Annotated in this window: 15 protein-coding genes; 8 read left to right on the top strand and 7 right to left on the bottom strand. The window is 44.1% G+C overall.

All coding sequences use genetic code 11. The features are described from left to right. Window positions 1-23: 23 nt before the first annotated feature. A complete protein-coding gene (locus tag GTQ48_RS17805) occupies window positions 24-1,322 on the bottom strand; it encodes a methyl-accepting chemotaxis protein (RefSeq protein WP_338023287.1) in 1,299 nt (432 codons plus the stop codon). A 616-nt stretch (window positions 1,323-1,938) separates the two neighbouring features. On the opposite strand from GTQ48_RS17805, the gene GTQ48_RS05400 reads away from it, so the two are divergent. Further along, entirely contained in the window at window positions 1,939-3,339 is a 1,401-nt protein-coding gene (locus GTQ48_RS05400; protein WP_338023286.1) for a M20 family peptidase, read from the top strand. Between the two features lie 44 nt (window positions 3,340-3,383). Here the strand turns inward: GTQ48_RS05400 and GTQ48_RS05395 are convergent, their stop codons facing one another. Continuing rightward, window positions 3,384-4,475, bottom strand: a complete 1,092-nt coding sequence (locus tag GTQ48_RS05395) for a helix-turn-helix domain-containing protein (RefSeq protein ID WP_163105525.1) — start codon at window positions 4,473-4,475, stop codon at window positions 3,384-3,386. 148 nt (window positions 4,476-4,623) lie between these two features. Here GTQ48_RS05395 and GTQ48_RS05390 point away from each other — a divergent pair, with 148 nt between their 5' ends. The 6 genes from GTQ48_RS05390 (at window position 4,624) to GTQ48_RS05365 (ending at window position 12,321) form a co-directional block, all read left to right on the top strand. Then, window positions 4,624-6,147, top strand: coding sequence for a flavin-containing monooxygenase (locus tag GTQ48_RS05390; protein ID WP_163105524.1), 1,524 nt, complete (start codon window positions 4,624-4,626; stop codon window positions 6,145-6,147). A 46-nt stretch (window positions 6,148-6,193) separates the two neighbouring features. Beyond that, window positions 6,194-7,033, top strand: a complete 840-nt coding sequence (locus GTQ48_RS05385; RefSeq protein WP_163105523.1) for an alpha/beta hydrolase — start codon at window positions 6,194-6,196, stop codon at window positions 7,031-7,033. Further along, complete coding sequence (locus GTQ48_RS05380; RefSeq protein WP_163105522.1) at window positions 7,033-7,929, top strand: SDR family NAD(P)-dependent oxidoreductase; 897 nt, start codon at window positions 7,033-7,035, stop codon at window positions 7,927-7,929. Before GTQ48_RS05385 ends, GTQ48_RS05380 begins: the two co-directional genes overlap by 1 nt. Window positions 7,930-8,160: 231 nt before the next feature. Beyond that, window positions 8,161-8,940 (top strand): ferredoxin--NADP reductase, encoded by a 780-nt coding sequence (locus GTQ48_RS05375; RefSeq protein ID WP_163105521.1) that lies wholly within the window; start codon window positions 8,161-8,163, stop codon window positions 8,938-8,940. A 209-nt stretch (window positions 8,941-9,149) separates the two neighbouring features. After that, window positions 9,150-10,436, top strand: coding sequence for an amidohydrolase (locus GTQ48_RS05370; RefSeq protein WP_163105520.1), 1,287 nt, complete (start codon window positions 9,150-9,152; stop codon window positions 10,434-10,436). Window positions 10,437-10,599: 163 nt separating this feature from the next. Then, window positions 10,600-12,321 (top strand): sensor domain-containing protein, encoded by a 1,722-nt coding sequence (locus GTQ48_RS05365; RefSeq protein WP_163105519.1) that lies wholly within the window; start codon window positions 10,600-10,602, stop codon window positions 12,319-12,321. An 11-nt stretch (window positions 12,322-12,332) separates the two neighbouring features. On the opposite strand, the gene GTQ48_RS05360 is transcribed toward GTQ48_RS05365, so the two are convergent. From GTQ48_RS05360 to GTQ48_RS05350, 3 genes are all read right to left on the bottom strand, one after another. Continuing rightward, window positions 12,333-14,300 carry an EAL domain-containing protein gene (locus GTQ48_RS05360; RefSeq protein ID WP_163105518.1) on the bottom strand — a complete coding sequence of 656 codons (1,968 nt, stop codon included), beginning with the start codon at window positions 14,298-14,300 and terminating at the stop codon, window positions 12,333-12,335. A gap of 307 nt (window positions 14,301-14,607) precedes the next feature. Beyond that, on the bottom strand, window positions 14,608-16,617 hold the full coding sequence (locus tag GTQ48_RS05355) for a monovalent cation:proton antiporter-2 (CPA2) family protein (RefSeq protein ID WP_163105517.1): 2,010 nt from the start codon (window positions 16,615-16,617) through the stop codon (window positions 14,608-14,610). After that, window positions 16,618-17,265 carry an NAD(P)H-dependent oxidoreductase gene (locus tag GTQ48_RS05350; protein WP_163105516.1) on the bottom strand — a complete coding sequence of 216 codons (648 nt, stop codon included), beginning with the start codon at window positions 17,263-17,265 and terminating at the stop codon, window positions 16,618-16,620. Between the two features lie 310 nt (window positions 17,266-17,575). On the opposite strand from GTQ48_RS05350, the gene GTQ48_RS05345 reads away from it, so the two are divergent. Then, window positions 17,576-18,877 (top strand): diguanylate cyclase, encoded by a 1,302-nt coding sequence (locus GTQ48_RS05345; protein WP_163105515.1) that lies wholly within the window; start codon window positions 17,576-17,578, stop codon window positions 18,875-18,877. 337 nt (window positions 18,878-19,214) lie between these two features. On the opposite strand, the gene GTQ48_RS05340 is transcribed toward GTQ48_RS05345, so the two are convergent. Continuing rightward, window positions 19,215-20,528 (bottom strand): urate hydroxylase PuuD, encoded by a 1,314-nt coding sequence (locus GTQ48_RS05340; protein WP_163105514.1) that lies wholly within the window; start codon window positions 20,526-20,528, stop codon window positions 19,215-19,217. Continuing rightward, complete coding sequence (gene guaD, locus GTQ48_RS05335; RefSeq protein ID WP_163105513.1) at window positions 20,515-21,972, bottom strand: guanine deaminase; 1,458 nt, start codon at window positions 21,970-21,972, stop codon at window positions 20,515-20,517. Before guaD ends, GTQ48_RS05340 begins: the two co-directional genes overlap by 14 nt. Window position 21,973: the final 1 nt, after the last annotated feature.

The following is a 21,973-nucleotide window of genomic DNA, read 5'->3' as shown; positions in this document are numbered from 1 at the left end:
TGACGCTGTCCGATTTAAAAGTATTATTTTTCAGAAAGTTCTTTTGCCACGCTAATCGCTCCCTGGCTCACCTCTTCAATAATGCTTTTTGTTTCAGTTATTCCGTCTTTGCTCTCTACTGCTTGCAGTTGTATGGATCTCATTTTAGAAGTAGCTTCGCCATTGAGTCTTTCATTCTCTTTAACAAGACCCTCAATTTCAATTGTAGACTTACTCGTTCTCGCTGCAAGTGAGCGAACCTCATCAGCAACTACCGCAAACCCTCTACCGTGCTCGCCAGCTCTTGCGGCTTCAATTGCTGCGTTGAGTGCAAGTAAGTTTGTTTGGTCGGCTATGCTGTCTATTGTTGTTACGATAGAAGAGATTTGCTTAGACTGAGCCAATAGTTGACCTAATAGGTCTGATGCACTTTCGACACTTGCAGATATTAGTTCTGCTTGTTTGACCGCGTTCTCTAGCACTTGCTTCCCTCGGCTTGCAATTTGCGCTGTTTCTTCTGACGTGGAGAGCACAACTTCTTGAATGGATTGCTCTCTTTCAACGCGAGACGTAACGTTACTCGCAAATTTTATGATTTTGAAAACCTTTCCAGACTCATCATAAATAGGGTTGTAGGTAGCCTCTAGCCACAGTATTTTACCGTGTTTATCAAATCGCTTATAAAGGCCTTGTTTGAAGTCTCCATTTGAAAGCTCGTTCCAGAAGTGAGGGTGGGCCTGGTAAAACTCGTTGTCACAAAAAATGCGGTGATGTTTCCCTAAAATTTCATCCCTTTGATATCCAACAGCAGAGAGAAAGTTGTCATTAGCCGATTGAATATTTCCTTGAGGTGTAAACTCAATGATGGCCAGTGAGCGGGCGAGAGCTAGTTGGATATTCTCTAGCGCCCTTTGTAATTCTTTGGCTTCAGTAACGTCATGGGCTAGCTTTATCACTTTTATAACCTGATCATTCTCCGTAATGGGTATATAGGTTGCCTCTAGCCATAACCGTCGGCCGGCTTTATCTATTCTTGGAAAAGTACCGTCAAAAGATTCTCCCCGCTCTAGCCTTTCCCAAAACCCCCTGTACTCCGCTGAGGATCTATACTTTTCATCGCAAAAAATTCTGTGATGCTTTCCTTTTATGTCTGAAGCTTTATAACCAACTACAGCGGTAAACAACGAGTTCACATCAATAATATTGCCCCGCGCATCAAATTCTATCCACGCTACATGTTGTTTTATATTCTGAACTATATTATCAGAAAGCAAGCTGGCGCTAGTTTTTGCTTCTGATGCTAAATCCATTTTCTCATTACTTTTTGCAAAAAAATCAAACACAGCAAATCCTCCAATAGTTAAACGTGTTATTCCGTAACAGCCAGTGCTCTTTTTGTTCCTATCTATACTTAGTTATCACCTAAATTTAGCCATTAAAGGACAGCTTTTATATATGAGTCGCGTGTACAAATAGCGAGTGTAAACAGCGCTCAAATAAACAGTTATAACCAATGTCGTATTGGTAATGGAAGCTCTTGCTTTAGTTTTAAGAGCGTTTAGTGTTGCACTGGGCGTTATTGAAAGCGCGCACAATAGGTGTAAAAACTACGGGTAGATATAAGAAAACCCAGAGAAAAATGGTTACAGCTGTCTACCCGCGTTTTAAACGTAGTCGAGTGTCATGCTTTCATCAAGTCAAATTTTCAGCGATGAGTAAACCTACTCGTTTAGTGGCTGAGCTAAACACAGTGATTTACATTTTCTATTTTTGCTGGAAATTTTTAAAAAAATTGATTTTAAGGTTTTGTCAAAACAAGACTTTATCACTTCATCGTGCTACTACTATTTTAAACTTTCTACTTTACTATTTTTGGGTAAATGAATAATGAAAAAGTCCCGAATTAAAATAATAACTGTCTTAGTGTCAGTCGTTCTTGTTCTTACTATAGTGTTGTACGTGAATACGTTACTGAGTTTTGAAGACACCCAGTTACAGGTAGACAGTCCACTACCTAAAGCACCGCTTAACGAAGACGCGGCGGTAGCGCGATTTGCTAAAGCGATTCAGTTTGAGACCATTTCATATGATGATCCGTCAAGGTTAAGCCCTGAGGCATTTTTAGGACTTCATGAACACATACGCGCTAGTTTTCCCCTTGTTCATCAGCAGGCCGAACATTACACCATTAACCAATACAGTCTCGTTTATCACATAAAAGGCAGCAATCCCGCTCTTAAACCGGCACTGTTTATGGGGCATATGGATGTAGTGCCTGTTGATGAAGGCACGGCAGAGCAGTGGAAGCAGGCACCCTTTAGTGGCGCCATTGTCGACGATGTTGTTTGGGGTAGAGGAACCATTGACGACAAAGTAACGGTAATGGCTTTGCTTGAGGCAATGGAGACCCGTCTAAGAGAGGGCTTTTCTCCACAGCGAAGTATTTATTTTGCCTTTGGTCACGATGAAGAAATTGGTGGCAAACAGGGCGCCGCAAAGATTGCAGAACATTTTGAACAACAAGGTCTTAGTTTTGAGTTTGTGCTTGATGAAGGTGGTGCAATAACAGACGGGCTTATGAAAGGCGTCGAGCAGCCGGTTGCTATGGTTGGCGTGGCTGAAAAAGGGTTTGTTAACCTGCGACTGACTGTTGCCTCAGAAGGTGGGCATTCTTCTCAGCCTCCTGATCACACAGCAGCAGGCGTGTTAAGCCAGGCCATTGTTAATATAGAAAATAGCCAGTTTGATACTAATCTAAGCTACAGCTACAACACTTTTTCTCACGTAGCAGCTTATGCGCCGCTGTCTTTGCAGTTACCCATGGCAAATTTATGGTTGTTCTCGCCCATTGTAGAGCAGTCTATGCTGTCAGCGCCAAGCAGCGCCGCTGGTATTCGTACTACCATTGCAGCCACCATGCTGGAAGGCAGCAGTAAGTCGAACATACTACCTACAATAGCCAGTGCAGTGGTGAACGTACGTATTCTGCCCGGTGACAGCATAGCCAGTGTGAAGCAGCACATTGTTGAGGCAATTGATGATTCTAGGGTGAGCGTTGAGACCTTTATGGAAAATGAACCATCACAACTTTCGCCGCTTAACAGTACTGGGTATAAGCTCATCGAGTCTAACATTCGTCGCATGGACGACAACGTGTTAGTTGCGCCATATCTGGTTATGGGAGGCACGGATGCAAAGCATTTCTATGGCTTATCCGATAACGTCTATCGATTCATGATGGTTAGGCTAGATAAAGAAAGCCTGAAGCGATTCCACGGTGTTAACGAGCAACTCGCGGTAAATGATTACCTGCAAGCGGTGAGTTACTTTTACAGCTTGCTTGCAGATGCTGGTGAATAAAGGTCACAAGCTACTTAGCTAATTTGCTGTTTATCTAAAGAGCATTAAGGCGTATTTTGCTGCTGTAGAAAGCGCTTGGGCGTGAGCCCCGTCCATCGCTTAAATGCTCTTAAAAAGCTGGCAGGCTCGGCGTAGCCGAGTTGGCTGGCTATGGCTGCAATGGGTAAACGCTGTGATGACAGCATATCAAGAGCCCGTTTCTGCTGCTGTGCATCAATAATATTGCGATAGCTAGCGCCTGCTGCATCAAGTTTTCGCCGAAGGGTTCGCTCACTTACGCCAATTATGTTTGCCAATTCTGACGCAGAAGGGTAGCCCGACTGGTAACCGGCAATTAGGGTTTTTACCTGGGGTACCACGTCCTGCTGAGCGGGGTAAAAGGTGTTAAGCAACTCATAGGCCTGGGCTTTGTATAATTTATGGGCCCAGACATTACTGTGCTGTTGGCTGAGCCTTAGCATGGATGCTGGAATGCGAAACCAGTTGTAGGGTTGGTCAAAGCTCACATCAAAATTCAAATATTTTTTATAAGTCGCTATATGATGTCGTTCTGGCTTCGAACGCACCGTACCTCCCACTAATACATGTGGCGCCTCTGCCAAAAACTCCCGCATAAAGATATAGGTGCCCATAAGATCTCTATCAGCAATAAAATCTCTTAACTTTCTAGGTGCATCGGGCACGGTATAGCGCACCTCAAGGCCTTGAGAGTCGAAGTGCAACGTCATGTGGGAAAAAAGTAGTGAAAGATGTTGGAACTGTGCACCAACGCGAGCCGATTCCAAAAAGGTATCGGCTGTCATTAGCAGCATGGCGTAAGTGCCATATGAGGTAAACGACACTTGGCTACCCACTTTAACGCCTAAAATAGGATCGTTAAGTAATTCAATAGCATCGCCCACAATGTCTAGTTCTAAGTTAGTATCAATCATTGCGGCGCCTGTAAGGTTATCTAAAGATAACCCACGAGCAGCCAGTATTGATTGTGGGCTGCGCCCTTGTTCTTCCAATGCTTTAAAAAGAGGAAGTAACCCCAAAATAGAGCGCTTTCGCTTGAACGGCTGATTAGCACCAGAAGGGTGCTTATTCTCGAATATATTTACAGACTCACTTAATTGAGATGTGTTGGCCGTCATAATATTCTCAGCTTTGCCTATTTTTTCATATACACATATTGCCAGAATGGCCGTTTAGGTCAATGATTGACAGCCTGTGTCATAGTTTATGTTGTCACCGCTCTTTATTGTGGTGACAGTCGATAATAATAAAATCTGGTGGCACGTGATGAAAGCAAGCGAAGAACAACACATTGAGTATGAAGCACTTGATGTACTTATCGTTGGAGCTGGGATCTCTGGCTTAGGAATGAGCTATACACTTAAGAAAAAGCGCCCACATAATTCGTTTGCTGTTATCGAAAGTCGTGAGAATTTCGGTGGAACCTGGGACTTATTTAAATATCCGGGCATACGCTCAGACTCTGATATGTACACGTTTGCTTTCTCCTTTAAGCCATGGACTGACAGAGAGTACATTGCCACTGCCGAACGAATTCAAAATTACCTAGGCGAATTGGTGCGAGATGAAGGCCTTAACCAGTACATTCGTTTTCAACAAAAAGTAAAAGCTGCTAATTGGGATTCAACTAAAAATCGCTGGTTGGTTACTATTTCGCGAGCAGATGGTTCTGAGTATCATATTGCGGCAAAGTTTTTTACCTGCTGCTCGGGCTACTATAATTACGATAAAGGCTATTTGCCTGATTTTGATGGGTTTGATGATTTCAAAGGCACCATTGCTCACCCTCAAAAATGGCCACAAGAACTAGATTATAGTAATAAAAAAGTGATTGTTATTGGAAGTGGAGCCACAGCGGTTACCATTGTACCTGCCATGGCGAAAAAGGCAGCGCACGTTACCATGCTACAGCGCTCTCCCAGCTATATCGTGTCTCGCCCTGCCTCTGACGTACTGTTTCGCGCGTTATCTCGCGTGTTGCCTGCTGGGTTAACCAACCGAATAATGCGCCTCAAATACACTACTTTGCAGCAGATGTCCTTTGTGTTGTCGAAAAAATTTCCAAACTTCGTGCGTAAAATAATACGCAAAATGAATATTAAAGACCTAAATGGCACCGCTGATGTCGACACGCATTTTAACCCAAGCTATCAGCCTTGGGATCAGCGTATGGCGCTGGTACCCGATGCAGACTTGTTTAATTCTGTGCGTACAGGGAAAAGCACCATCGTCACCGACCACATCGACCGTTTTACACCAACCGGCGTGCTAACTAAAAATGGCACGCATATCGATGCGGATATTATAGTGCCAGCCACCGGCCTCGATTTGCAGCTATGGGGCAATATCAACTTATCTGTTGATGGGCATAAAGTACACGGCAACAAACTCACCAACTACAAAGGTATGATGTTCAGTCAGCTTCCCAATTTTGTTTGGGTGTTTGGCTATACCAACTCATCGTGGACGCTCAAAGCTGAACTGACTTTTGATTATGTGTGTCGATTACTTGATTACATGGAGCAAAACGGCCACGACAGCGTTTATCCATACCTTAACCCAGACGCGCCGAGAGAAAATATTGTGGGGCTCAAGTCTGGCTATATTTTGCGTAAGCTGGATGAATTACCCTCACAAGGCTCAGAGTTTCCATGGTGTAACAAAGATTTATACGTAAAAGATTTACTTGCCATAAAGCACAGTAAGCTGGCGGACAACGTATTGCGGTTTGACGATAATAAACCTCTTGCCGATTTTCATAAACCGGCTGCTGACGTACACAGCTCATGATGTTTAGTCCTTTTACACAAGCGCTCATATGCAAAGAGCGCAAATTATGAAACACCCTAATCTGCAGCAATCCAGTAGTTCGCCTGAGGTTGTGCTTATTCACGGCATGTGGAGCACACCAGAGACACTGATAGAATTGAAAACCCAGTTTGAACACTGCGGTTACCAAGTGTATTCACCCCGTTTGCCCTTTCATTTTTCAAAAGCCGAGCTTAGCGATAAGGCAAAGCAAAATGCTCTTGCTCAAGCTAGTATCAACGACTATGTTGAGTCTCTTTTGTCGTTTATTAACACACTTGACGCGCCTCCTATTTTGGTCGGTCATTCTATGGGAGGACTATTGGCACAGCTTGTTGCAGCACGTACCGCCGTTAATAAAATGGTCTTAATTTCAAGCGCTTCGCCAGCTGGCATAAACAGTTGGTCGTGGTCGGTAATACGCACGTTCGGTCATAACCTATTTAAGTTTCCGCTGTACAAGAAAACGACTCACTTACTGCTTAAGAACGTAAAGTACGGCATTGCTAACACCCAGACAGCCCAGGTTCAGCACGATATTTTACGCAAAGCTACATTTGAATCGGGCAGGGCATCGATGGAAATTGGCATGTGGTTCTTGTTTCCACGCCCGCCGACACGTGTCAATGCCAAAGATATACATTGCCCGATACTGTTAGTGTGTGGCGCACAAGACCGCATTACACCCGTTTCAGTGCAGCGAAAAATCGCAAAGAAATACAGCACTCAATGTGCGGCAAAAGACTCCTCTCAAGAGGCCGAAAACGTCACATTAAAGGTTATTGATGAGGCGTGCCATTGGACTATTGGTGGAAGTCATTTACCTGCGGTAAGCAACCACATTTTTAGATGGTTAGAGAAGATATAATGAAGCAATCTCAAGCACTGACGTGGAAAAATAAACGTATTCTTATTACTGGAGCTGGCTCGGGAATAGGCCATGCCTTAGCAACGCTGTTGGCTAAACTGGGTGCCAGTCTTATCCTTACTGATATCAATAAAGAAAACCTGTCAGCAATCACTGATGAACTGGGGAATTCAGTACTCATTGCTCAAGTCGCTGATGTAAGCAATAAAGCAGATTGGCAAAAGCTTGCTCAGCTTATTGAGAAAGACATAGGTAGTCTCGATGTGCTTGTGAATAATGCGGGGATCAGCACATTTGGCTACTTTGATGAAACGTCTGAGGCGCAATTTAATAAAGTGTTAGACGTGAATTTACATGGCGCTTTAACAGGATGCAGAGAAATGATGCCGTTATTAGAAAAGTCGCAGCGAGGCCTCATTGTTAATGTGGCGTCAATTTTTGGTTTGATCACAATTCCTATGCTGACTCCATATCATACGTCTAAATTTGCTATTCGTGGGTTTAGTGAGGCATTGCGTCAGGACATGGCGTATCAAAAGAAAACTATTGATGTGTTGTGTGTGTTACCGGGGGGAATTAAAACGAATATTGCTAGGTCCAGCGAAGTGTTATCAACTCATAGTGAAAAGCAGGCTTTAGACAAGCATGTGAACACCGGCGAAGCCCATGTCAATAATCAGGATATAAAAGACAAAATTGTGGCGCATTTTGACGCTGTGGCCCGCACCTCAGCCTCAGAGGCGGCTAAGGTTATTGAAAGAGGAATGAGAAAAAAGAGCCCTCGCATTTTAATTGGTTCTGATGCCAAGCTTGTTCACTGGCTATATAAGTTCTTCCCAAGTAGCTATGACAAACTATTTAACCCGTTACTGGGCATTAAGAAGCTTTTAGGCTGAGAGTTTATGCGCCAATAATACTTGAGTGTTTTAATAGGTTATTTACCTGAGTAATTTACTCGGGTATTATTGGGATATTATTAACGCGTAAAGCTCAGCGCACACTCACGCATAAAAGCGTATGAATTGGTTTCTTAGAAACCAGCAGAAAAAGCAGTAGAAGTTAGTCTGTTATGCGCCGAATTATTGCTCGCAGGGCTCAAACACAGTAAGTCATAAATTGGGGAGAAAATGCGAAATTTAACGTCAGAAACAGTTACCCATGTCCATCACTGGAATGAATCACTATTTTCTATCAAGACTACACGTAGCCCAAGCTATACCTTTGAAAATGGGCAGTTTGTTATGCTGGGTTTAGAAGTTGATAATAAGCCGTTAATGCGTGCTTACAGCATTGCGAGTGCCAATTACGAAGAAGAGCTTGAGTTCTTCAGTATAAAAGTACCTGACGGTGCACTTACCTCTCGACTAAAAGATATACAGGTAGGGGAGCAGTTGCTTCTGTCTACCAGGCCAGCGGGTACCCTTGTGGCCGACTTCTTAATTGAAGGGAAAAACCTTTTTCTTCTAGCAACAGGCACTGGGCTTGCGCCTTTTATGTCGATCATCAAGGACCCGGACATTTACGAGCGTTATGACAAAGTCATTCTAGTTCACAGCGTGCGCTACAAAAGCGAACTGGCTTACCAAGAGCAAATTTGCAACGAGCTCCCTAGAAATGAGTACTTCGGCGACCTTGTGTCAGAGAAGCTGTTGTATTTTCCTATTGTAACCCGAGAGCCGTTTAAAGATGACATTCATCAACGCAGATTAACCGAGCTACTTAAAAGTGGCGAATTATGCGCTCACTTCAACCTTCCAGCGCTCAATATTGAGGAAGATCGGTTTATGCTGTGTGGCAACCAGTCTATGTTAGATGACACTATGGAGATACTTTCCGGTCTTGGGTTCAAAAAAGCGACATCAAGAGAGAAAGGGCACTTTGTTATTGAGCACGCTTTTTTAGAATAAGGCGGGGCTCGTGGCAGCCGCTGTGACCTCTAGCGTTCAGTGATGTCCTCTATCGACGCTTTTAGTCGAAGTTGTTGATCAATGCTCTTAAGCGACGGTCTTAAGCGACAGTCTCAACCATTAGCGTTGAATCATCTCTTGTAATCAATTTGTGGTCGGGCGGCGACATAGGCATACTGGTTATTCAACGATAATAACGAGGAACGCCCATGAGAGCCGCTACCACTGCTTTTTCACTCCTTGCCACTTTGGCATTTAGTCCACTTACTTTGGCTCAAGCGCCTATTTCTATTTCTGCTGAGCTTGAGCAAAAAGTTATCGAGTGGCGCCGAGACCTTCATCAACATCCCGAGCTAAGCAACCGAGAATTTAGAACGTCAAAAGTTCTCGCCGAACATCTTAATGCGTTAGGTATGAAGGTAGAGACTGGTGTTGCTCACACGGGAGTCATTGGGGTGTTAGAAGGTGGACAGCCTGGCCCTGTCATTGCAATGCGCGCTGACATGGACGCACTGCCTGTTGTAGAGAAAGCCGACGTACCGTTTAAATCTGAAGCCAAATCGGAATACCGAGGCAAAGAAGTCGGGGTAATGCATGCCTGCGGCCATGACCTACATATGTCAATGCTGATGGGTGCTGCAGAGAAGCTTGCTAGCATGAAAGACGAGCTTAAAGGCAGCGTTGTATTTATCTTCCAACCCGCCGAAGAGGGCGCCCCTAAAGGCGAGGAAGGCGGCGCAGAGCTGATGTTAAAAGAGGGGCTTTTTGAGCGTTATAAGCCGGAAGCTGTTTTTGGTATACACGTATGGTCAGCAGGTACTGCAGGACATATTGGTTACCGAGAAGGTCCGCTTATGGCATCGTCAGATCGATTTGAGATAACCGTGAAAGGCAAGCAAACTCATGGCTCTAGGCCTTGGGGCGGCGTAGATCCTATTGTAGCCGCCGGTCAGATTATTGGCAGTACTCAAACGGTTATTAGTCGGCAAGTTAATATAACTAAAGCACCAGCGGTGGTGAGTTTTGGCATTGTAGATGGAGGCATTCGCAACAATATTATTCCCGATGAAGTTTACCTAGAGGGCACTATTCGCAATTTCGATATGGATAACCGCGCTCAAATCTTCGAAAACTTAACAACCACAGCAGAAATGACAGCAAAAGCCACTGGCGCCGAGGCACACGTGCACATTGATGAAGGTTATCCAGTTACCATTAATAATGTTGAACTTACTCAACAAATGCTGCCCACTATGGAGCGTGTGGCGGGTAAAGATAAGGTACATGTGAACGACCTTGTTACCGGCGCAGAGGATTTTTCTTTCTTTGCCTTGAAGGTCCCGGGGTTATTTGTGTTTTTAGGCGTTACGCCTGAGGGGCAGGATGCAAAGTCGGCACCTAGTAACCACTCTCCGTATTTTTATGCTGATGAATCTTCGCTCAAAGTCGGTACCGAGCTCTACGTTAATTGGGCCTTAGACTACAGTAACTTGTAAAACAATATTGTTTTTAACGCGGGTGTAGCCCGCGTTAATGTTGCACTACTAAGACAATTATATTTTTTCAACTACACTTAAATTAGAGCTGATTTTCGATTAATACGCCCTCGACAAGGTAAACTGCTTATCGACAAGGTTTGGCTAATCATGAGGAAGTAGAATGGCTTTGAATAAAAACCACGTAAATACATTAGGCACAGACTGCGCATCTGCTGAGGCTCGTTTCCTTAAGCTCATTAGTGCGTTACCTAAAGTATCGGTTCAAGGCTACGACAAAGAGCGGCGTGTTATTTATTGGAATGCGTCTAGCGAAGATATTTATGGTTACACTCAAGAAGAGGCGCTTGGAAAGTGTCTTGAAGATCTTATTATCCCCGCATTGATGCGAGACGAAGTGGTATCCGCTCATGAGAAATGGCTGTCAGAAGGCGTTTCTATTCCAAGCGGTGAACTTGCACTTCAACGCAAAAGCGGCGACACCGTTTATGTTTTCTCATCCCACGTTATGCTCAGTGAACACACCGATTCACCCGAGATGTATTGCGTTGATATTGATTTAAGCGAACAGCACGCCATACGCTGCGAGCTAGAAAAACTTGCCACAACTGACTTACTCACAGGTCTTCCTAATAGACGCTGTCTTGAGATGGCATTAAAAGAACGAGTCGAAAAAGCCGAGCGTGATTCAACATCATTGGCAGTCTTTTTTATCGACCTCGATATGTTTAAAGATATCAACGATACCTTAGGCCATACGTGGGGCGACAAGCTGCTGCGATCCTTTGCCGATAGACTCATAAAATGTGTGGGTGAAACGTCTTTCTTGGCCCGTTTTGGTGGTGATGAATTTGTCGTGCTTATCGACGATATTGACGATAATAAATCGTTAGAGGATTTGGCTGAAGAAATAGTTGATTGCTGCAAAGAAAGCTTTTCTTTGGGGACAGAAAACGTGTTTGTTACGTCCAGCGTCGGTGTGTGCCTTTTTCCTAATGACGGTACAGAGGTTGATACATTACTTAAAAATGCCGATGCGGCTATGTACGAAGCAAAAGAGCAGGGGAGAAACCGCTACAGCATCTTCAGTAACGACTTAAGTGTGCTGCTGCATCAACAAAGAAACATCGCATCTCGATTGAGAGTATCTCTGGAAAACAATGAGTTTACGTTGCTCTACCAGCCACAGGTAGACTTGAGAAGTGGCAATATCATTTCCTGTGAAGCGCTGCTTCGCTGGACTCCTGAGATTACTGAACACAGCGTGCCACCAGATATATTCATCCCTATTGCCGAGCGTACAGATTTAATTATCTCTATTGGCTCTTGGGTAATGGAGAAAGCCTGTGAACAAGCACGAGCGTGGCGCAATATAGGTATTGAGATTTGTATTCACATTAATGTGTCGGGCAGAGAGTTAGAGCAAGATGGTTTTTTTGAGCGTCTAGCCCGATGCCGTGAAAAGTATGCTTTACCCCCTGAAGCCATTGGACTTGAACTTACTGAAAATATGCTAATAAAATCAGATGAACAAGTATTGTTAGGCTTGCAAAAGCAGCGTGCAATGGGTGTAGAGGTGTCTATCGACGATTTTGGAACGGGTTATTCTTCGTTGAGCTACCTAAAGCGTTTTCCTGTGAGCCACTTAAAAATTGATCGCAGTTTTCTCGAAAATGCGCCTGAGAGTGATTACGACGGTGCATTGATGGAGGCTATCGTACATTTGGGACACAAGCTCAATCTTAAAATTGTTGTCGAGGGCATAGAAACACAAACTCAACTTACCTACTGTCAGCGCCTTGGGGCGGAATGCGCCCAAGGCTACCTATTTGCCAAACCACTTGCCGCTTCTGTTATCCAAAAGCGGCTAGAGTGCCAACAATAGGTCTACAAGCGCTAGTAGACAGTCCAAAGGGCGGGTTTAGAAAAGTAATAGCCCTGCTGATGAATAATATCTAAGTTATTCAATGCCACCGATTCGGCCTCATTTTCAACTTTCTCTGCAATAACTTTTATGTTCAAGCTACGAGCAATATTTAAGAGGCTGCTCACGAAAAGCTGGTTGTCTTTGTTGGTGTGAATACTTTCGGTAAGACGACCTGATAATTTTACATATGCAGGCTGAATTGCTCGTAACCCAGATAACGAAGCAAAGTTGTCACCAAAATGCTCAACGGTGATGCGACAGCCCAACTGCGTTACCCGCTTACAAAATGAAATGGCTTCTTCGTTATAATGAATAAGGGCCGCATCTTGAATTTCGAAAATAATTCGGTGGCACAGGGCTTCATGTTCAGATAGCTGCTGTATTAGCCATTCTCGAAATTCTGTATTTGCTATGGAGGCATTTGAAATATTAATAGCAACTTGGTGTGACGTTACTTTTAGCTTTTTAAATACAATACTGGTTACCAGTTTATCTACCTGAGGGATAAGGTCGAGGCGTTCAGAGGCTGGAATAAGCTGTGACATTGGAATAACGTCGTTAGTCTGCTTGTCTTTGAAGCGAGCAAATGTTTCGTAGTACGAAGGGGTATTGCGTTCTAAGTTCATAACCGGCTGAATCAATATGTCGGCGTACTGCTGTGAAACTACATATTCAAGGCGTTGACGCCATTGCGAATTGCTGTGAACTTGCGCGATATCTGACGCAAATTGCCATCCCTGAGGCCTTTTTGTTGCGGCCATGAGAGCGCTGTCTGCACTTTCCATAATTTCTTTCATCGACATACTATTAGTAAATCGTGCTACACCAATCCATGCGGCTTTGTTGCCGTCGCGAAGCGGGTTGATGGTAGTAAAGCTTTTACTTATCAATGCCAAGTTCTCTTCGTGCACGTCGTTGGGTTGCACCTCACTAATAATGGCAAAGTCGCCGCCCGAAATTCTAAAAACAAAAGCTCCGTTAAAATTATCTTGACCGGCTTTCTTTAAAACATCTGCAACACCACACACATAATTGTCGCCCGCCAACATGCCAAGCTTATGATTAATAGTGGTAAGCTGAGCTAGCCTTACAAGTGTCAGTGAATGCTCTTTCGGGCCAGAAATACCACCAATTAGGGCCTTCATATGCCTGTCGAAAGCATTTCTATTAGCGATTTTAGTCAGCGTGTCCCTACTGGCCACAGATTTGAACTGCTCTGCTTGGCGGGTCAATTCTTGAAACTTACTTTCTAATGCTAGGGACAGATTGTTGGCCGCACTGACAAGATAGCGAAAGTCAGCGGTGGCAGATTTTATTGAAGATGGCGTGAAATCGTTGTTCTGTATTTCATTTAGCTTCTTAGCAACTTTACTCAAAGGGCGAGTGGCAAAGTTTGCTATAACCATAACAGCGATTACCGAGAGCAGATAAACCGCTACGCAAAAAACCGCAATTTTAAGTAGCTGTTGCCACAGAAAATGGTAGTGCGTTTTAGGGCTGCTCGTTACTTTAATAACCGTTGACGTTGAGCCAATAACTGCTTGTGTCTGTGCCACAGAGAGTTCGATAACATTGGATAATATGCTTTTTGAAGATGACTCACTTGCGCTTTCTTTTTTAACCAGCTCAATACCGTCAGTGTTCTCTATGCTAATAGTGGAGAGTTTATCGTTGGTTAATGCAGTAGTTAAAATAGATGATACTAAACTGTCTTCAGAAAGTTGATTTTCATCTATCTCAGAGCGCTGCTGAGGACTCTGTCGTGAAAGTAACGCGGACAGCTGGCCAGCAATTTGTGATACTGTTTTTTCTGCTAAGGCATTTGCAGAGCGCTCAACATGAGTTTTGGTTTGATATACCTCAATTGATCCTGCGCCAACCCCGGCCAACAGTATAATAAAGAAAAGGCCCAAATTAATTTGAGTAGATAATTTCATTTTATTTTGTGCACTCCCTATTGCTTATCAGCCCCACCGCATATTTGGATAGAAGCTTATTCGGTGCTCGACGCTCCATGGCTCGAATCGTTCACTACCATCAGGATTGTTAACCGCGGACTACCAGCTATTAACTGTAGCCTTGTATTAAAAAGACCGCATATCTCTTTGATTATATTAGCATGATATCAGTAAGAAGCCCCATCAGGTAGTGTATTTATTGTTCAGCAGTTAAACGCAAAAGAGTGACTGTCATCTGTTGTTTACTGTCACCTGTTGTTTCCGGGGAGCGTGCGAACCTATTAAATCAGTCACCTTTTACCTCGGGGTGCTTCTCTGCATCGCTTTCTCTGAGCTTTCTATCAATACCCCCAGCTAGCTTCTTATCCACATCTGAGGCTGCTTCTGCACTAGAGAATGAATCGGCATGATCTTTGGGCGGTGGTGTCCACCCTTTCATTTTTGAATGCGTATCGTGAAGGCCAGTATTTAGGGCTTCACCTATCAAAGATTCTAGCTCAACAAAAAGCTTAAGGTAATTATTGTCAATACGTTCGCCGCTGGCATCATCAAGCCATGCATTGTAAAGCACGTCATTTTGCTGATCTTCAATATCTTTATAGGCCATTTTTTGTCGCTCAACCTGAAACGGGTGAGAGTGAAGAGAGCGAAGTGCATGGGCCCCCATTTCAAGCGCTGAGTGGTAAGTTTCAGATACCACGTAGTGTGCACCTAACTGACGTAATCGGTAGCCGTGACCACGGTCAAAAGCCCGAGCTAAAATTTGCATATTGGGGTAAGCGTGCTTTGCATATTTCACCATCTCTGCTGCGGTTTCTCTATTATCAATAGCAACAATGAGCAGCGAGGCGTCTTCTGCCCCCGCAGTGTGTAAGATATCCGGTTTCGAGGCATCCCCGAAATACGCTTTTGTACCTATCTTACGAATAAGTTCTACCTGCTCGGCACGTATATCTAATACCACGGTGTGAACATCATTTGCCACGAGCAGTCGATTGATGATTTGCCCGAAGCGACCAATGCCTGCAATGATCACGGTGCCTTTATCATCTATGGTGTCTTCTTTATTTTGCGTCCCCCGACGTTGATAACGAGGGAGAATGACTTTGTCAAAGAAGATAAATAACCCCGGCGTTAAGAACATGGAAAGGGCCACCACTAGAGATAAAATAGCAATAATATCTTGTGGTAACACGTAGTTTTGAGATGCAAAACTAAGGAGTACAAAGCCAAACTCACCGGCTTGAGCTAGGCTAAGTGTTAGCAGCCATTTGCTGCTGCCTTTAAAAGTAAATATAAGCGAGATGGCAAACAGTACTGCTGCTTTTAAAACAATCACCGATAAGGTTAGTGCAATAATTAACAGGGTATTTGATGCTAACACCGAAAAATTAATGCCAGCGCCTACGGTAATAAAAAACAAACCAAGAAGCAGCCCTTTGAAAGGCTCGATATTGGCCTCTAACTCGTGGCGAAACTCGCTATTAGCCAGTACTACACCGGCCAAAAAGGCTCCTAAGGCTGGCGATAACCCCACCAAGCCCATCAACGCTGCAATACCGATAACAAGCATTAACGCTGTTGCAGTAAATATCTCCCGCAAACCCGATGAGGAAACGAACTTAAATAACGGACGGCTAAGGTAATGGCCCCCTACGGTCACAAAAGCCACCGAGCCAATAATAACTAAGCCATATGCCCAAGGTGCTAATTCACTCACAAGATTAAAGCTGTCTGAGTGCGTGGCATCACCGGAAGCATCTGCCGCACTGGCAACTAATTCCGGCAGCGCTAGTAAAGGAATAAGCGCCAGCATGGGAATTACAGCAATATCTTGAAATAGCAAAACGGAAAAGGCGCCTTTCCCACCTTCGGTTTTTTGCAATCCCTTTTCTTGAAACGTCTGTAAGACAATAGCGGTGGATGACAGGGCAAAAATGAGACCTATGGTAAGGGAAATACTAAAGGGTTGTTCAAACAGCATGGCAATAATGGTAATAAGCGCCGTAGTGATACCTAACTGAAGGCCGCCAAGTCCGATAAGCCGAGACTTCATTGCCCACAGCGATTTAGGCTCAAGCTCTAACCCGACAAGAAATAGCATCATAACGACACCGAATTCGGCAAAATGCTGAATGGTAGTGGTTTCATCGCCTACCAACCCTAGTGTGGGTCCGATAATGAGCCCGGCTATTAAATAACCTAATACACTGCCTAACCCCAGACGCTTTGCTATAGGGACAGCGATAACGGCGGCAGCCAAATAAATGAAAATATAAAGAAAGTAGGCGGTCATTTATTCATTAGCCCCACTTATGGTTAGATTAGCGAGATTTTCTATATTTTTTGCTCGGTCCAAATTAATGTGTTCTGTAGCAAGGGCATTTAACAGTGTTGTCCACTTTTCCCTGTGCGTCGATATTCTGTCCTCTCGAGATGCGGACCGAGAGCCAAAAAGCGCAAAGGGCGCTAGATAAGTCATATTGGTAATACTCGCCATTTGTTCGAGAGGTTGCAGCAGCTGACGTATAGTAAAATGATTGAATCCATCGGTTTGATAGGCTTCTTCTTTTCCTCCGGCGCTGATGGCACAAAAAAAGAGTTTATCTTTTAATGCAGTACCACCCTTACCATAAGCAAAACCGTATTCAAGCACCAAGTCTTGATACTCCTTTAATATAGATGGTGTGGAATACCAGTACAGTGGGTACTGAAAAATAATGACATCATGATTTACCAGACGCTCCTGCTCTTTAATCACGTTGATATTAAAGTCGGGATATTCGGCATAAACATCAACGGCCGTTACGTTTGGTAACTGCTGCGCGTCTTCAAATAAGAAAATGTTGACTTCAGATTGCTGGGGTACAGGATGAGCAAACAGCACAAGAATACGTTTAGTGTAATTCGCTAAGGCTGATGTTGGATAACTATCATTTTTCATTTACTCATTCCTGTGCTCCAAAAAAGTCGGCCACGTAAACCGGCAACTTGAGCGGACTCATCAAGCAGGTTACTAAAGCAAGCCAATTAATATATTTTCTATACTGCCCACAAAATTGCTAATTTAGACTAAAGTTTAACAAGGGCAAAAGTTTACCTTAATATATTCATAATGGGCTATTTTCATAGCGATATTTTTACAAAGCTATCTGTACATAGCTAATTTATGAGTAGTCAATTTCAATAAAGCCAATTAAAAAAAGCTAACACTAGAGGGCAAGGAATGCATTTTTTTATAGTGAGGGAATCTCATGATCGATAAAACCTTTGAATTTTGTGCTGTGGGGTTGGCTCATGTGAGTCCGCATGGAACCTTTATCAAAGTAAACCAGAAGCTTTGTGATTTTTTAGGTTACGAGCGACATATACTCAAAAACATGACGTTTCAGGAAATAACGGTTGCCGAGTATCTTAACACTGATCTTTCCAACCTAGAGCAACTGCTTGCTGGAAAAATCGATAGTTATGCTATGGAGAAGCAATACCTTCGAAAAGACGGGGTGGCGGTATGGGGAAAGTTAACGGTCTCCTTAGTGAGAGATGCTAACGATAATCCCGATTTTTTTATCTCAGTTGTTGAAGACATCGATGATAAAAAGCGAATAGAGGGTGAGTTATTTCAGGTTGAAGCGCTATTCAGTAAAATTGTTAATGAATTTTCTTCCCGCACGTTTATTTGGGTTGCTAGCCCAGATTTTAAAAAAATGCATTATCTCAACGATGGTTATCAGAGCATTTTCGGGCGCAGTGAATATGAGCTGTACGCCAAGCCGTTAGCATTCATCGACCACGTGCATGAAGATGATAAAGCCAAAGTTATCGAGGTATTTAACCAGCGCCCTCTAAAAAGTTGGGAGCTTCAATATCGTATTTATGATGTAAGCGGCCAAATTCGTTATCTACATGATAGAGGCAGCCTCATTTATGATTCGAAAGAACAACAAACCCTCATTTTGGGGGCGGCCGACGATATCACCAAAGAGAAAGAGCAGCAGCAGGCACTAGAGCAAGCGGTCAATGAACTCGCTTTTCTGTCTCAGACCGACCCGTTAACCGGCCTTATAAATCGCCGAGAAATATTTGAGCAACTTTCTAAAGAAATTGAGCGGATGAAAAGAGACCGCCACGTTTCCACATTGGTGTACATCGATTTAAACGAGTTTAAACAAATAAACGATAACTACGGCCACCAAGTGGGTGACAAAGCGCTACAAGTTTTTTCTGAAAAAATGCAGGCATTGTTACGAGACACCGACAGAATGGGTCGTATTGGCGGTGATGAGTTCGTTGTGCTTCTTTACGGCACTAAAGAGAAGGAAGTAGAACGCTTTTTTGCCCGAATTGATGAACTCGCGTTTGTAGTATTAGCACAAGACAATATCTCTATTCCTATTCGTTATACCGTAGGCTGGAAAGAGTGGAGCGACGAGTTATCGTCGGTACAGGAATGGCTTGATGCTGCAGACCACGCTATGTACACCATAAAGAAAAAGCCCCATGGGAATGAGGTCGTGCAAATAAACAAACAGTCTTATACCCGTCCGCATAAATAGTTACCCACTCAGCGAGACTTAAAATGTTCGTAATCGCGGCGTGTTACCGCAGGTGCAGTGGTTCTACATCAAGGTGACACAACAAAGAGTACGGACATTTTAAACTCGCCCTTCGGGAAGGTCTGGCAAGTTTCCTAGCTTCATTCTGGGAATTTGAAAGGGAACAGCCATTCCTGCATTCCCACGCTTTGCTAGAAAACTTGCCAGCGCCTTCTGAGTGGGCAATTATCTATGCGGACTGGTATTAAATATGCCAGAGCAACGTTATTTCTTCACTACGTGAACACTGTTCTTATCAGCTATTGACGTAGTGAAGAAGTGCTTAGCTCTTAAATTGTTAGCGCTGTGCAAACCAGCGCGCAATGTCCTGGCGCTCTTTTTCAGTCATGCCTGTTTTATTCATAAAGGGCATATCTTTTGTTACCGATGTTCGTCTCACTATTTGCGGGGCATAGCGCTCTATATCTTGCCATGTATCTAGTATGACCCCCACAGGCGTAACGTTAAAAATATCATCGGTTGGGTTACGCGAATGACAGCTAACGCAGTGTTTATTAATTAGGCCCTCTATGTGCTCGTTACTTATCGCTGCGGTCGCTGTAGGTAACGAGTCACTGCCTGTATTTGAAGCGGCTTGATTTAAAACAGCCCCATTCGTATCCATAGACGCTGTTTGCTTTAATTCAGCAGCGCTTTCATGGCTTAGAGCGGGGCTTGAACCAGAGCTTGCAGCAGGGTTCACGGCTGCAGCTTGAGGCCATGAGACCCACAAGGTTATGGCCAGCATAGCGATAGTGCCGGTAATGAGTATGCTTGGTTTAGTTTGCCCTTTATGACGTAAGTTGAAGAAGTGTCTTATCCACGCTGCCGCTATCATAATAGCAATAAGCACTAGGTAGTTGTGCTGATGTTGATAGGTCATAGGGTAGTGGTTAGAAATCATGATAAACAGCAAGGGAAGCGTAAAGTAGTTATTGTGCAATGAACGTAGTTTTGCACTTGCTCCCCACTGTGGGTCGATGTCTTTTTTTGCTGCCACGGCAGCGACCATTTTGCGCTGATTAGGCATAATGTTGAGAAATACATTACCAGCCATGATGGTGCCAATAAGCGCCCCCACGTGAATATAAGCGCCTCGGCCGCTAAACCACTGAGTGGCGAAAAAGGTAACAACACAAATGAGTGTAACAAGACAAACGCCAAAGGCTACGGGGTAGTTTGCAAGTCGGCTACGACAGGCAAGTTCATATAGTGCTAAGCCGCCAAAGATAAGCCCTAAACCTAGGCCGATGGCGACAGTCGGTGAAATGGCATTTACCCGAGGGTCGATAAGATAAGCTGACGCGCCAAAGTAATACACTATAATCAATAGGGCAAAGCCAGAAAGCCAGGTTGTATAGGCTTCCCACTTAAACCAATGCAGGGTAGTAGGCATTTGCTCAGGGCCATAGGCATACTTAGCCACTTCGTAAAAGCCGCCGCCGTGTATCGCCCACAAATCACCTTTTATCCCTTTATCCACTTTCCATTGGGCAGGTGCGCGAAGGTTATTATCCAGCCAGATAAAATAGAAAGACGCACCAATCCACGCTACGCCAGCAATAACGTGAAACCATCGAACAAATAAACTAAACCAGTCAAGCCAAGGCATGTTGATTCTCCTTTTTATTGTAACAACATTGACCGCTGATCCAGGTTTGCTCAATCATGCGGTCATCGCCAAGAATACTGAGAGCGAAAAACACATCTTCAAAAGCGGCGTTTTCACTAATTCGCAATGCGGTAAGTTCGTCATACCGTGGTTCAACAATAATAAAATCTGCCGTAGTATTGGGGTTTAAATTTCCAATCTCGTCATCTAACTGGTGTGCAGCTGCAGCGCCCTGAGTCATTAAGTAAAAGCCTTCGAAGGGGCTTATTGGGGCATTGCGAAGTTGACTCACTTTGTAGGCATCACCATAGGTTTTAAACATATTAAATGTGGTGCCTGCGCCCACATCGGTGGCTAAGGCAACGTGCACGTTATTCGCATTTGCCTGCTCAATATTAAAAAGGCCACTGCCTAAAAATAGGTTTGAGGTAGGGCAAAACGCCAAGGTGGCATTTGCTTCGCCTAACCTCACCCATTCGTCCTGCTTAAGGTGAATACCGTGCCCAAAAACCGAACGTTCTCTCACAAGGTGGTGTTTGTCGTAAACATCCAGGTAGCCATCGGCATGTGGAAAAAGTGAATTTACCCATGCAATTTCATCGCGGTTTTCTGAAAGATGCGTTTGTATAAAAACGTCTTTATATTGCGTTGCTAATTCGCCAAGCGCCGCTAACTGAGCATCACTGCTTGTTGGTGCAAATCGCGGCGTGAGCGCATATTTATTGCGTCCCTTATTGTGCCACTGGTCAATTAAGTCGGCACTTTCACGCTGTGCGAGTTCAGGGGTATCTTGCAGCTGTGCAGGGCAGTTGCGATCCATGCACACTTTGCCCGCCACAATCGCCATGTTGATGTCGCTGGCTGCGCTAAATAACGCCTGGCAACTCGACGCGTGCACAGTGGTAAAAACAAACCCGGTAGTTGTGCCGTTTCTAAGAAGCTGATTGATAAATACCTTAGCGATACTTTTGGCGTGTTCTTCATCGGCAAAGGCCATTTCCGCTGGGAACGTGTAGTTTTCTAGCCAGCTTAGAAGCTGATCGCCATAGTTGGCAATGCTCTGTGTTTGCGGATAATGCAGGTGACTGTCGATCAACCCGGGTAATATCCATTTGCCCGAATAATCACTGATAGCGGCATCGGGGTATTTCTGAACGACAGTGGCGTAGTCACCGATATCTCGAATTATGCCGTCTTCTATAACTAGCGCACCATCGGTGAATATCTCGATGTTCTCTTTATAAAAGCGTTCATAAAAGCGTTGATATAAGCTTTCACAAGAGCGCTCATCAGCACTCTTGTTGGCAGGCTTACTCTTCGGGTAATGCGCAATACTTGCGCGAAGTAACTGCTTTCTTTTTGGCACTGCAGTATTTGACGCTGTCGCTTTTAAAGGTGACTTTTTTAAAGAGCCAGCTTCTGAAATTAAAGAATTTAACGGCATT

It is taken from the genome of Alteromonas genovensis (genome assembly GCF_010500895.1).
GTDB classification, from domain to species: Bacteria; Pseudomonadota; Gammaproteobacteria; order Enterobacterales; family Alteromonadaceae; genus Alteromonas; species Alteromonas genovensis.
The sequence above is the reverse complement of the archived record's forward strand: the minus strand, read 5'-3'. Positions and strand labels throughout refer to the sequence as shown.

What these genes read in the sequence shown, in the direction of transcription:
- GTQ48_RS05375 (WP_163105521.1), top strand. Translation starts at nt 8,161, where the DNA reads ATGCGAAATTTAACGTCAGAAACAGTTACCCATGTCCATCACTGGAAT.
- GTQ48_RS05345 (WP_163105515.1), top strand. Translation starts at nt 17,576, where the DNA reads ATGATCGATAAAACCTTTGAATTTTGTGCTGTGGGGTTGGCTCATGTG.
- GTQ48_RS05365 (WP_163105519.1), top strand. Translation starts at nt 10,600, where the DNA reads ATGGCTTTGAATAAAAACCACGTAAATACATTAGGCACAGACTGCGCA.
- guaD (WP_163105513.1), bottom strand. Translation starts at nt 21,972, where the DNA reads ATGCCGTTAAATTCTTTAATTTCAGAAGCTGGCTCTTTAAAAAAGTCA.
- GTQ48_RS05340 (WP_163105514.1), bottom strand. Translation starts at nt 20,528, where the DNA reads ATGCCTTGGCTTGACTGGTTTAGTTTATTTGTTCGATGGTTTCACGTT.
- GTQ48_RS05390 (WP_163105524.1), top strand. Translation starts at nt 4,624, where the DNA reads ATGAAAGCAAGCGAAGAACAACACATTGAGTATGAAGCACTTGATGTA.
- GTQ48_RS05355 (WP_163105517.1), bottom strand. Translation starts at nt 16,617, where the DNA reads ATGACCGCCTACTTTCTTTATATTTTCATTTATTTGGCTGCCGCCGTT.
- GTQ48_RS05385 (WP_163105523.1), top strand. Translation starts at nt 6,194, where the DNA reads ATGAAACACCCTAATCTGCAGCAATCCAGTAGTTCGCCTGAGGTTGTG.
- GTQ48_RS05360 (WP_163105518.1), bottom strand. Translation starts at nt 14,300, where the DNA reads ATGAAATTATCTACTCAAATTAATTTGGGCCTTTTCTTTATTATACTG.
- GTQ48_RS05370 (WP_163105520.1), top strand. Translation starts at nt 9,150, where the DNA reads ATGAGAGCCGCTACCACTGCTTTTTCACTCCTTGCCACTTTGGCATTT.
- GTQ48_RS05380 (WP_163105522.1), top strand. Translation starts at nt 7,033, where the DNA reads ATGAAGCAATCTCAAGCACTGACGTGGAAAAATAAACGTATTCTTATT.
- GTQ48_RS05350 (WP_163105516.1), bottom strand. Translation starts at nt 17,265, where the DNA reads ATGAAAAATGATAGTTATCCAACATCAGCCTTAGCGAATTACACTAAA.
- GTQ48_RS05395 (WP_163105525.1), bottom strand. Translation starts at nt 4,475, where the DNA reads ATGACGGCCAACACATCTCAATTAAGTGAGTCTGTAAATATATTCGAG.